The sequence below is a fragment of the Anabaena sp. PCC 7938 genome (assembly GCF_049315035.1).
Taxonomy (GTDB): domain Bacteria; phylum Cyanobacteriota; class Cyanobacteriia; order Cyanobacteriales; family Nostocaceae; genus Anabaena; species Anabaena cylindrica.
Map to the genome: position 1 here is coordinate 385,210 of NZ_CP186034.1, position 11,711 is coordinate 396,920.

The following is an 11,711-nucleotide window of genomic DNA, read 5'->3' on the forward strand; positions in this document are numbered from 1 at the left end:
AAGGTAAAGTAGGATTCAAGCATTACCCACAACCAAACCAGTAACTTTTGAGGAATTTGTGCAATGGAAACCAGAAGAAAAGTATTATGAATTACATCATGGAGTAATTGTGGAACTGAACCGACCTTTAGGCAATCATGAGTGGATTATTCTGTTTTTGAATGACATATATCAATCCTAAATAAGATATGAACACCTCTTTTTTCTACCTCTGCGCTCTCTGCGTCTCTGCGGTTTGTTTTAAAAACTCCGTGATGCCTCCGGCACACTACGTGAACATAAATCAAATAGGATTGCTATATAGCCTTTCCCACTCTAGTTAGATACAAAATTACCCCTCCCCAACCCTCCCCTTGGTAAGGGGAGGGTGCGCGACAGCGCGGGTGGGGTGTATTTCATGAGCTTGGGAATGCTATATATCAATCCTAAATAAGATAAGCTGTTGTGCATTTAATTTGTATAAGTCTGGCGGGCAAGATGCCCACCCCACAAGATTTAAACATTTTAGGATTATCAAATTTAGGTGCTTAACAGCTTATAAACACCTCTTTTTCTACCTCTGCGCTTTCTGCGTCTCTGCGGTTTGTTTTAAAAATTCCGTGATGCCTCCGGCACACTACGTGAACATAAATCCAATAGGATTGCTATGTATCCTAACTTTCCTGCTAACTAGACTTTTCAAGCTGGTATTTAAACTGGACTATTGCTTGATCATGTTACCGTAAATTAATGTCGAGTAGCTAAAATAAAGATAAGATTTAAAATACACAAAGATCCTACTTCATTAACTATGCAAACAACAGCCACCTCCGAATCTCACCCAATGGAAGCTCCCAAACAAGGTTTACCCGTCACTATTATTACAGGTTTTCTTGGTAGCGGTAAAACCACTTTACTCAATCATATTCTCACCAATCAGCAAGGTGTAAAAACTGCTGTTTTAGTCAACGAATTTGGTGAAATTGGCATCGATAACGAATTAGTAGTTTCCACCGACGAAAACATGGTGGAATTAAATAATGGTTGTATCTGTTGCACAATTAATAATGACTTAGTTGATGCTGTTTACAAAGTTCTAGAACGGGAAGAAAAACTAGATTATCTAGTTGTAGAAACAACAGGTTTAGCAGATCCATTACCTGTAGCAATGACGTTTCTGGGTTCAGAATTACGAGATTTAACTCGCCTAGATTCTATTATCACCGTAGTTGATGCCGCAAATTATAGCTTGGATTTATTCAACTCTGAAGCAGCTTTGAGTCAAATTACTTATGGAGACGTAATTATCCTCAACAAAACTGATTTAGTTGATGAAGACACTTTGCAGTCACTGGAGAAAAAAATCAACAATCTCAAGGAAGGATCAAGAATAATTCGGACTACAAACTCCCAGGTTCCACTTCCTTTAATTCTTAGTGTCGGTTTGTTTGAGTCTGATAAATATTTTGATGCAGAAACAGACGAACACGAACATCATGATCATCATAATGAACATGACCATCATGATGACCATGATCATTCTACCTGTGGACATGATCATCATGACCATGAACATCATCACCATCATTCCGACCACTTAGAAAATGATGGTTTTATCTCCATATCTTTCCAAAGTGATAAACCTCTTTCAATTAGAAAATTTCAATATTTCTTAGATAACCAACTACCCACAAGCGTCTTCCGTGCTAAGGGGATTATGTGGTTTGATGAAAGTCCCCAACGTCATATTTTCCACCTTTGCGGTAAACGCTTCACAATTGATGACGATGAATGGAAAGGTGAAAAGAAAAATCAGTTAGTGCTAATTGGTCAAAACCTTGATGAAGATACTCTAATCAAGCAGCTAGAAAACTGCATCTGTCTTCCTTCAGTTAGTCGAGGTAAAGGATTTGGGAAATAATTATTAGTTCGGTAGGTTGGGTTGACACAAGGAAACCCAACATTCAAAAACTTTTCGGTTCAAAAAATTGCTGAAAGCCTTTTATAATTAATTCTTCTTTCAGTTTTTTATCTCCTGTCCACAATAAACTAGTTAGATACAAAATTACCCCTCCCCAACCCTCTCCTTGGTAAGGGGAGGGTGCGCGACAGCGCGGGTGGGGTGTATTTCATGAGCTTGGGAATTGCTATAGATAGAATTAGTATCACTCATTTAACCGCAGCTAATTGAGTTTGATGGATGTGGATTTGATCTACCAAACCATTAACCCCCGGAACATCAAAACCATAATTCTTAAAACCTTTACCAATAAAATTAGTTAAAACTTCCGCACCTTTACCTTGATAGTAAACAGGAACTGGACGGTTAGCATGATTTCCCCAACCATATTTGATTTGAGGTTCAGAACCCCAAAAATGACCTGCTTTTGTAGGATCAAATTCAGCGGTTAAAGCTTCTGCACCTTTACCTTTTAGAAGTTCCTCAAAATTGGGATTTAAAGTTAGATAATGGTCATGGTCAGCAGTAACAATCAGGAGGTTATTTTCCCAACCACCGTTGTTTTTAATCCAGTCAATTGTAGTTTGGACAGCTTGATCAAAATCCAATACTGTCCCAATTAAATTATCTAGGTTATCATCATGGGCAGCCCAATCAATATCACCACCTTCTACCATTAACCAAAATCCGTCTTTGTCTTTAGATAAAACTGCTAAAGCGGCTTTTGTTAAATCTTTGAGAGTGGGATTTTCGTTAATTTCTTTAGCAATAAATGATTTATCTGTTTCTCCAGGAAGTAAGGGACGGACTGTGTCAGGTTTTTGTCCTTGAGAAGAAAACAGAGAAAAGATACTCAAACCTGTATTGCTGTAGTCTCCGTTAGCTGTACTAACAGGGAGATTTCCTTCTTGTCCTCGCGCTCCATATAATCCTAATAGACGCTGATTCTTATTTGGATCTAACTTACTCGCAGTAGCCACTAATTTAGCAGCAGCATCTTTCCCCCTTTCTAAAAATGTATAATTATAGCGGTTTTGATTGGGGTTTTTACTCAATTCTGCATAGGTCGATTTAGTGATATATTCAAATTTTGTCGGTGGTTCTACTCCCGCTGGTAAAGATTGACTACTCGAACCTGTGAGAGGATGACCACCACCTAAAATCACCGTCGGTTGATAAATGCGGAGTTCTTGCTGTAAAATGCTGTCTAAAGTCGGGTAATCACTATCATATTTATTCCGACGATTAACATTAGCTGCTGCTGCACCAGGAGTAGCATGATCAATCGGGACAGAAGTGACAATCCCTGTAGATTTACCAACATCAGCAGCAGTTTTGAGAATTGTTTCTAGCGGTTTTTCAAATATATCTACTGAAATAGCGTTATTATAGCTTTTAACTCCGGTATAAAGTGTAGTTGCTGTATTCGCTGAGTCAGGATAACTGTGTTTGATATATTCAGGATCATTTCCAGGTGTCCAAGGATTGATCCCACCACGAATCGGATCATAACCAACTAAGTTACCAACTGCATTAGCAATGGGATTTTCTGCACCACCTGATGGTTTATTCCCTGGGTTAAATATGGGTTGAAATTTGAATCCTGGTAAAACAGGACTACCACCTGTAATAGAAATAGAGTTAGTTAATGCAGAGTTGCTGGTGTTGAAAACGCCATTACCAGGAGCAACAGTTGTACCATAGGTTGTAGCTAGGGCGTAATTGTCCAGGGTTTGAAAGCTCAGTCCTTCTCCCTTCCCTGATGTATAATTATATCCTTTGGTCATAGCCGCAGCGCGAGCCATTTCCCAACCCATACCATCCCCAATCATGATAATTACGTTTTTGGTTGTGGTTGTTACTGGGGTAGAATTAGCAGCGATAGCTCCGACTATAATAATTACCAGGGTTAAGATACCAGCTAATAAACTGCTCGTTAAGCGAAATTGTGAACTAGATTTAACTGCCATAGGTGAAATGCCTGCTCTATGATGAGAGAATATTACATTAATGATCACAAAAGTTTAAATTCATTCATCATGGCGAAAATTCAATTTTCTAAAGGCGTTGACGAAGAAGTAATTCCAGAGGTACGCTTAACGCGATCGCGCAGTGGTGATCAAGGTACAGCAACATTTATCTTCACCAATCCGCAGATTTTGGCACAAGGTAGCAACGAAGAAATCACCGGGATGTACATGATTGACGAAGAGGGGGAAATGATCACCCGTGAAGTTAAGGGTAAATTTGTCAACGGTAAACCAGAAGCTTTAGAAGCAATTTACCTTATGAAAACCCCTGAAGAATGGGATCGCTTTATGCGGTTTATGGATCGCTATGCTAATGAAAACGGACTGGGATTGAGCCAATCATAGAGTAGTCATTAGTCTTTGGTCATTGGTTATTGGCTAAAAATTAAATATCCATGCACCCTCAACCACACCCAGACTCACTCAAAATGGCGGTAACTTGTGCTGTAGTTACCGTCAGCGATACACGTACCCCGGAAACAGACAAAAGCGGTCAACTGATTCAGCAATTGTTGTTGACTGCTCATCACTCTATCGGAGTTTACACAATTATCAAAGATGAACCAGCACAGATTCAACAACAAATAGAATTGCTGGGGAAAAATGCTAATTTAGATGCTGTAATATTTAATGGTGGTACAGGAATTGCACCTAGAGATACCACTTATGATGCTATAGAAAAGTTGTTAGAAAAGACTTTACCGGGATTTGGTGAGTTATTTCGCTTTTTAAGTTATCAAGAAATTGGTTCACGAGCGATCGCATCTCGTGCTATAGCTGGTGTATATCAAAACAAAATTATCTTCTCTCTTCCCGGTTCTAGTAACGCTGTGCGACTGGGAATGGAAAAGCTGATTCTACCTGAATTGGTGCATTTGGTAAAACAGGTGAAAGGAAATATTCAGAATTAAATCAAGTTGCTAGTTATCAAGTCAAGATGACAAGATGGCAAGTTTCTAGAGAAAATAACTCAAAATTTATGGATTTAAACGTCAAAATTGATTCTTTCTCCTGACTACTGACTCATATTCCTAGCTTCTGCTAAAAGCTCCTCTAATTCCCTAATTCTCAACTGCATCGCTTCTACCTCCGCTTCTGAATAACGAATCGGGATATGTTGTGGACAGTTCCAATCCCAACCTTCAACCTCAAATATGATTGCTCTTTCCACAGTTGCGTCATAGTCTTTATCCTGCACTTGAGCAAGTATGACAGGATCATCTTCCACAATACGAGCGCGACCAATAATTTTCAAGCGGCGGCGATGACGATAATCCATCAAAAATAGAAATGCTTTATCATTTTCAGATAGATTTCCCACGGAGATATACTGCACATTACCGCGAAAATCAGCAAAGCCTAAAGTTCTCTCATTGAGAATCTTCAAAAATCCAGCTTTACCACCTCGAAACTGAATGTAAGGATAGCCATTAGAACTCACAGTACCTAGATAAAATCCTTCCATTCCCGAAATAAACTCTTCCAAATCAGGATTAATGGTGTTATTATCTGCACCTTTAGCCACAAAGCGTTCATAGTTTTCACGTGAACCCATTTTTTCTTGCATGGCTTTGACTGCGGGAGTAAAAGCAATAGTGCCAAATTGACGAGGCATAAAATATAATTCCTTGTATAAGATTAGGTTGACATTAAAAATTGTTGTTATGACAAGGCAGAGGGAAAGAGGTTTTTTGTGCCTTTCTACTTACCTCCTCTAATTCTGACTCATAGCCTTAACGAAAAAACTTTTATGGCTTACGCCACGTTATCAGCAAGCTCTAAGTAGATATACTACTCAGTTTCAGCGAATTCTCAAACAATTACCACAACAACCTTCTCAAGGTATTTGCGGATGATAAAATTATTGTTATAGTGCAGATGTTAACCTCAAAATCAATGACTGAACCGATTAAATGGACTGCTGAAGCCGAAGCTAAACTCAAAGATATTCCTTTCTTTGTCCGTCCTTTTGCCCGCAAAAAGATTGAAACCTATGCTCAAGATAATAGTATAACTCTAATCACTATTGAAATTTACGAACAGGTTAAGAAACAGTTCAATAAAAAATATGACTAATTACATCGGCGAAAAAGTTTACACTCGTATCACAAAATGTAAATTCAATCAATAGATCATTTCACGGTTTTTACGAAACTCAACATACATCGGTTTGATTGTGCCGACTTTATAAGCATTCACAATCAACAAGTTAATGCAATCTTCAAAGAAAAAGGATTCATCCCATATAAAAACCCCCTAACTTATAGGAGGTTTATATTTTTGTCTTCGTTAATGTGTTGAAAATCTCAAAATTTAATGATAGTCAAACAGATGGTAGCTAAAATTGCAGCAATAATATAGAAGACTGTAACTACTTGCAGTTCTGACCAGCCAGTTAATTCTAAGTGATGGTGTAGAGGAGCCATTTTAAATAGACGCTTACCTTTACCATCTGGTCCTTTGGTGGCTTTGTAATAACTCACTTGTGCCATTACAGATAGGGTTTCTACAAAGAAGATGCCGCTGAGAATAAACAAAGCTACTAAACTGTTAGTCAATAGCGCTACAGCAGCTAAAGCCCCTCCCAATGCTAAAGAACCAGTGTCTCCCATAAATACACGGGCTGGGTTGCGATTATGTGCCAGAAATCCTAAACAACTACCACTGACTGCTGCACAGAATATCATCAGATCTGGTGAGGTTGGTGCAATGACAGCGCCTAATGCGAAAATAGCGATCGCAACTGTTCCCCCCGCTAACCCATCAATTCCATCAGTTAAATTAGTAGCGTTACTTTCTGCAACTAGCACAAAACCAGCCAAAGGCCAAAACATTAATCCTAAAGGTAGAGAAAAACTGACCCAAGGTAAAGCGATATTTGTTATACTAAAATCTCTATTCAACATCATCCATAAACAGAAACAAGCCGCAAAAATAATTTGCAAAGCCAGTTTCATTTTCGGAGATATACCTTTATTTGATTTACGGCGCAAAATTTGCCAATCGTCAATCCAGCCAATCAAGCCATAACTGAGTGTTAAACCTGAAACAGCGACCACATCTTGAGCAAAATTAGACAAGATACAGGCAATCATCACCCCTACAGGTATGAAAAACACACCGCCCATAGTGGGAGTTCCAGCTTTTCTCAGATGTGCTTGAGGCCCATCTTCTCGGATAATTTGCCCTGTTTTTAATGCTTGTAATAAGGGTATAACCCAATTACCCGCAGCAGCCGCACCTACAGCACACAGCAAAAACGGCATGGTTAAGGAGACAGTATGCCAGGGTAATCTATTTCCCAGCCAATCTAAAATTAAAGCAGATGTACTCAATGAGAAGGCTAACAGAGAGGCCAGCCCGATTCCAGAAATGTTTGAACCTTGGTCAGGAGATATTTTAGCGTCCACAGAAATTTTCCCTTCACTCCACACTTAAAAAAATCAAACCACAAGGACTATCAATGAAAATCAGTCTCCACCACTCTCAAGGCTAATCCTTATCTATGCTGATATTCCCTTCATCATCCTCAATGGTGCTAAATCCGTATTCTCCACCCAAAAAGTTGGATATTTTTGCTTTTTTTCCCACAACTGTTGATTCGTGAACGTCACGCGCCATGAAACTACCCCTAAATTGCCCATAGTCCAACATAGAGGACTCTGGATTTTGGGGAATTACAGCGGCTCGCTGGTTACAAGCTTCTTTACGTAGGGGAGAATTTAACATATCAACGAAGACACGAAGAGATTTATGTAACTAGACATTAAGAGTCTATCATTTGATACGGGATTATTAAGTTAATGATTCAACTCTTTGATTGATAAATCCGAATTAAACAAAAAAATTTATTTAATAACCCTATGTATCATCAACAGGAGAGCATTCTGAGTTGATTGCACAACAGATTATATACATAGAACATTAATATTTTGTTAATGCTGATTTCATCAAAACAGTTTGAGGTATAAGGCAATGATAGTCAAATCTACTCTCTTGAATGCGATCGCTCCGACAAATCGTGGTTTGCTGGCCACTGAAACCCAAAAACAGGCTATCTTAGCTGCGATCGCTAGTTTAGAAGACTTTAACCCCACTCCACGCCCTTTAGAAGCTACCCACTTACTAGAAGGCAATTGGCGACTACTTTACACGACCAGCAAGGCTTTGTTAAACCTGGATCGCTTTCCCCTATATAAACTTGGCCAGATTTACCAATCTATTCGAGTAGAAACTACCAGTGTTTATAACATAGCTGAAATTTACGGACTACCTTCTTTAGAAGGATTAATTAGCGTAGCAGCTAAATTTGAACCTGTCTCAGAACGTCGAGTCCAAGTAAAATTTCAGCGTTCTATTATTGGTTTACAAAAGCTAATTGACTACAAGTCACCAGCAGAATTCATCCAACAAATTGAATCCGGTCAGAAATTCACCGCTATTGATTTTCCCATCAAGAGCGATCGCCAACAAGGATGGTTAGACATCACCTACATAGATCAAGATTTGAGAATCGGCAGAGGTAACGAGGGCAGCGTCTTTGTTTTGAGTAAGTCATAAAATATTAATTCGCAAGAAGTGTTGCGAACGACCTTATTCTATTATAGGTACTTTGTCAAGAGGGTAATTGGGTTATTACCCTGTTCCCCGTTCCTCCGTTTCCCCCTTCCCTATTTCCTGTTCCTTGACAAATAACTTAACAAACACTCTAGCAAAGACCTTCAGGTTGTAGAGTGAAAACAATTAGCCCTAATTTATTGGCGATTAATTAATTCACAAGGAAGATAATCATGGTTCAACGTGGTTCTAAAGTACGCGTCCTCCGCCCAGAATCCTACTGGTTTCAAGATGTAGGAACCGTGGCATCTATAGATCAAAGCGGCATCAAATACTCTGTAATTGTCCGCTTCTCCAATGTCAATTACTCTGGGATCAATACCAATAACTTCGCCGTAGATGAATTAATCGAAGTGGAAGCACCCAAAGCTAAGGCTGCTGCTAAAAAGTAAGCAACATCACAGTGCTGAGTGTTGAGTCTGAAAGTATGGAAAAGCAGTAAACTGTTAAATGCTGATTTCATGCCCTTAATTAACTATTGCGGTCTTACTCCCAACTCAACACCCAGCACTAATTACTCTGCAAATGCCTGAATTGCCTGAAGTTGAAACAGTTCGACGGGGTTTAAATCAATTAACCCTTAACCAAAAGATCACGGGGGGAGATGTGTTGCTAGAACGCACAGTCGCCTACCCGTTTTCTGTTCACGAGTTTATAGAAAATATTCAAGGAAGCGCCATTATATCTTGGCATCGTCGGGGTAAATATCTTTTAGCTGAACTCTCCCCACTTTCATGGCTAGGTGTTCATTTACGAATGACTGGTCAATTATTATGGCAAAATAACCATGAACCCTTACACAAACACACAAGGGTCAGGTTATTTTTTGGCGAACATCAAGAATTACGCTTTGTTGACCAGCGCACTTTTGGGCAAATATGGTATGTTCCCTCTGGAGTACCTGTCGAAAGCATCATCACAGGTTTAGCAAAACTAGCATTAGATCCATTTTCACCAGAGTTCACCGTTGAATATTTAGCAAATAAACTGCAAAAATCTCGCCGTCCCATTAAAACTGCCCTGTTAGATCAGTCGATAGTTGCAGGATTAGGTAATATTTATGCTGATGAGGCTTTGTTTAAAAGTGGTATTTTACCCACAACCATCTGCACAGAATTACGCAGCAAACAAATTGAACCTTTAAAAACAGCAATTATTCAAGTTTTATCTGCCAGTATTGCCGCTGGTGGGACAACTTTTAGTAATTTCCTCAACGTTAAAGGTGTTAACGGTAATTATGGTGGTGAGGCTTGGGTTTACAACCGCACTGGGGAACTTTGTAAAGTTTGTGGTAATGTCATACAGCGTATTAAGTTAGGCGGGCGATCTAGTCATTTTTGTTCTCAGTGTCAGAAATGAGGGTTAAGTTGACACTAATGTTGCGTAGCGAGTGCTGCTAAACCCCTACATTTTCGTTGTTACTACATCTTAGAGAACTCCACAAAAAAGATGAACTGCTTGCAGCAGCGCTTCGCTATCCAATCTTGTGGGATGGGCATCCTGCCCGTCCTTGTATTATTAGCAGGCTTTTCGTCCTGCACCACAAGAAATTTTGGGATATTTTCTATTTGGAAGTCTCTTATCCAAAGAGTGTAAAATTAATATTTCTGTCTTTAAATCAACTTGAATGACTCGCTTTATACATGATCAATTTGCAAAACAATATCTAACGGAACTATTAACACCTTACGGTCAAGTAGAAACCAGCAAAGATATCACAGCAGAAGTAAGACAAATTGACGTTTTATTTATTCCTTCACCTCAACCTACACAAAGTCTAGAAATACTCGGACTACTAGGACGAATGGCGACAAATTATGCTATATTTGAGCCATTCCGCAATGCAGTCACCAAAAGCGAAATTCGCAGTTGTATGGGTAAATTATTTGACATTCATGCGGACATAGAGCGTCAATCTAACCGCAACAATACCCGTATAAATGAGGCAGAATTACCCCGGTTGTGGATTTTTTCTCCTACCGCTTCAGTGGAACTCCTAGCAAGTTTTAATACTACAGTCGATGAAGAAAACTGGAGTAAAGGCATTTATTTTTTAGGAGAGGGTTTAAAAACCGTAATTATTGCTATTCATCAACTCCCCAGCACACCAGAAACCCTGTTTCTCAGGATATTAGGTAAAGGGAAAGTCCAACGAAAAGCAGTTGAAGAATTAGAAGCAATACCTAAAAACAGCCCGTTCCTTTCCCATATTATACAATTAGTACATGACCTGATTGCTGTTTTATCGGCTCGTCAACGTCAAGAACAAGATATTGATAAAGATGACCAGGAGTTGATTATGAAACTATCAGAAATGTATCAACAACAATTGGAAGAACTAAAAAAACAAGGACTCCAGGAAGGACGACAAGAAGGGCGACAAGAAGGGCGACAAGAAGGGCGACAAGAAGGTGTAGAAAGAGAACGACGCGCTATGATTGAAAGTATCATGCAAGTACGTTTTGGGGAAGTTGATTCAGAGTTAGCAAAAATTATCGAGTTTTTGATAGCCATGACCAGGGAAGAATTTACTCCTTTGCTTCTACAATTATCTCGTGAGGAATTATTAGCTAGATTTGCCCAATAATTGATGGGAAAATTGACAAATCAGCAATTTCCAAAATAATTTGAAAATTAATCAAAGTTCAGAATATAGAGTATGGGGAGGGTTGACAACAGGTTTTAGATTTGTTATTATCGGCTTGATAAGGAAGAACTATCTAGCAATAAACGACATAAAATCTCCTCAACCGCTTACCTGAGAGTAGGCGGTTATCTTATTTGAGCAAAGAAATTATGCCTTTGGGTCTGGGAGCAAGATAAAATTTTGAGTAAACGCGTTTATTTTGGAACGAGGGGAACTCATGGCAGTTAAAAAAGGAAATATGGTTCGCGCTATCCGCGAAAAGTTAGAAAATAGTATAGAAGCTAAAGCTAGTGATTCTCGCTTCCCTGCTTATTTGTTTGATAGCCAAGGGGAAATTGTCGATATCAAGGGTGATTACGCTTTGGTTAAGTTTGGAAAAGTAGCAACACCCAATATTTGGTTAAAGTTGGAACAGTTGGAAGAGTTTAAATAAGCTTTCCAGCATTGTGCTGAATTTATACACTTGAGGTCTTACTTG

The 11,711-nt window shown here is 39.0% G+C and carries 13 protein-coding genes and 1 pseudogene; 10 read left to right on the forward strand and 4 right to left on the reverse strand.

Annotated elements, in window-relative coordinates:
• Nucleotides 1–13: 13 nt before the first annotated feature.
• Together ACOWPH_RS01910 and ACOWPH_RS01915 are read left to right on the forward strand one after the other, a co-directional pair.
• Nucleotides 14–160: pseudogene (locus ACOWPH_RS01910) on the forward strand (Uma2 family endonuclease); the annotation flags it as partial.
• A 630-nt stretch (nucleotides 161–790) separates the two neighbouring features.
• Entirely contained in the window at nucleotides 791–1,900 is a 1,110-nt protein-coding gene (locus ACOWPH_RS01915; RefSeq protein ID WP_015213728.1) for a CobW family GTP-binding protein, read from the forward strand.
• A 248-nt stretch (nucleotides 1,901–2,148) separates the two neighbouring features.
• Here the strand turns inward: ACOWPH_RS01915 and ACOWPH_RS01920 are convergent, their stop codons facing one another.
• Nucleotides 2,149–3,909, reverse strand: coding sequence for an alkaline phosphatase (locus ACOWPH_RS01920; protein ID WP_015213729.1), 1,761 nt, complete (start codon nucleotides 3,907–3,909; stop codon nucleotides 2,149–2,151).
• A 69-nt stretch (nucleotides 3,910–3,978) separates the two neighbouring features.
• Between ACOWPH_RS01920 and psb28 the strand changes: the two genes are divergently transcribed.
• Both psb28 and ACOWPH_RS01930 read left to right on the forward strand, forming a co-directional pair.
• Complete coding sequence (gene psb28 / locus ACOWPH_RS01925; protein WP_015213730.1) at nucleotides 3,979–4,314, forward strand: photosystem II reaction center protein Psb28; 336 nt, start codon at nucleotides 3,979–3,981, stop codon at nucleotides 4,312–4,314.
• A gap of 50 nt (nucleotides 4,315–4,364) precedes the next feature.
• Nucleotides 4,365–4,880, forward strand: coding sequence for a MogA/MoaB family molybdenum cofactor biosynthesis protein (locus ACOWPH_RS01930; protein ID WP_015213731.1), 516 nt, complete (start codon nucleotides 4,365–4,367; stop codon nucleotides 4,878–4,880).
• Nucleotides 4,881–4,984: 104 nt separating this feature from the next.
• Here the strand turns inward: ACOWPH_RS01930 and ACOWPH_RS01935 are convergent, their stop codons facing one another.
• Entirely contained in the window at nucleotides 4,985–5,584 is a 600-nt protein-coding gene (locus ACOWPH_RS01935) for a pyridoxamine 5'-phosphate oxidase family protein (protein WP_015213732.1), read from the reverse strand.
• 281 nt (nucleotides 5,585–5,865) lie between these two features.
• Between ACOWPH_RS01935 and ACOWPH_RS01940 the strand changes: the two genes are divergently transcribed.
• A complete protein-coding gene (locus tag ACOWPH_RS01940) occupies nucleotides 5,866–6,045 on the forward strand; it encodes a PCP reductase family protein (RefSeq protein WP_015213733.1) in 180 nt (59 codons plus the stop codon).
• A gap of 230 nt (nucleotides 6,046–6,275) precedes the next feature.
• Here the strand turns inward: ACOWPH_RS01940 and mraY are convergent, their stop codons facing one another.
• A complete protein-coding gene (mraY, locus tag ACOWPH_RS01945) occupies nucleotides 6,276–7,379 on the reverse strand; it encodes a phospho-N-acetylmuramoyl-pentapeptide-transferase (protein ID WP_171815784.1) in 1,104 nt (367 codons plus the stop codon).
• An 82-nt stretch (nucleotides 7,380–7,461) separates the two neighbouring features.
• Nucleotides 7,462–7,698, reverse strand: coding sequence for a DUF3134 family protein (locus tag ACOWPH_RS01950; RefSeq protein WP_015213735.1), 237 nt, complete (start codon nucleotides 7,696–7,698; stop codon nucleotides 7,462–7,464).
• A 246-nt stretch (nucleotides 7,699–7,944) separates the two neighbouring features.
• Here ACOWPH_RS01950 and ACOWPH_RS01955 point away from each other — a divergent pair, with 246 nt between their 5' ends.
• From ACOWPH_RS01955 to ACOWPH_RS01975, 5 genes are all read left to right on the forward strand, one after another.
• Nucleotides 7,945–8,529 carry a PAP/fibrillin family protein gene (locus tag ACOWPH_RS01955; protein WP_015213736.1) on the forward strand — a complete coding sequence of 195 codons (585 nt, stop codon included), beginning with the start codon at nucleotides 7,945–7,947 and terminating at the stop codon, nucleotides 8,527–8,529.
• Between the two features lie 230 nt (nucleotides 8,530–8,759).
• Nucleotides 8,760–8,978: a photosystem I reaction center subunit IV gene (locus ACOWPH_RS01960; protein ID WP_015213737.1), complete on the forward strand. Its 219-nt coding sequence runs from the start codon at nucleotides 8,760–8,762 to the stop codon at nucleotides 8,976–8,978.
• Nucleotides 8,979–9,111: 133 nt separating this feature from the next.
• Nucleotides 9,112–9,945 carry a DNA-formamidopyrimidine glycosylase gene (locus tag ACOWPH_RS01965; protein ID WP_015213738.1) on the forward strand — a complete coding sequence of 278 codons (834 nt, stop codon included), beginning with the start codon at nucleotides 9,112–9,114 and terminating at the stop codon, nucleotides 9,943–9,945.
• 268 nt (nucleotides 9,946–10,213) lie between these two features.
• Nucleotides 10,214–11,173, forward strand: coding sequence for a hypothetical protein (locus tag ACOWPH_RS01970; RefSeq protein WP_015213739.1), 960 nt, complete (start codon nucleotides 10,214–10,216; stop codon nucleotides 11,171–11,173).
• Between the two features lie 277 nt (nucleotides 11,174–11,450).
• Nucleotides 11,451–11,666: an NAD(P)H-quinone oxidoreductase subunit O gene (locus ACOWPH_RS01975; RefSeq protein ID WP_015213740.1), complete on the forward strand. Its 216-nt coding sequence runs from the start codon at nucleotides 11,451–11,453 to the stop codon at nucleotides 11,664–11,666.
• The last annotated feature ends 45 nt before the right edge of the window (nucleotides 11,667–11,711 follow it).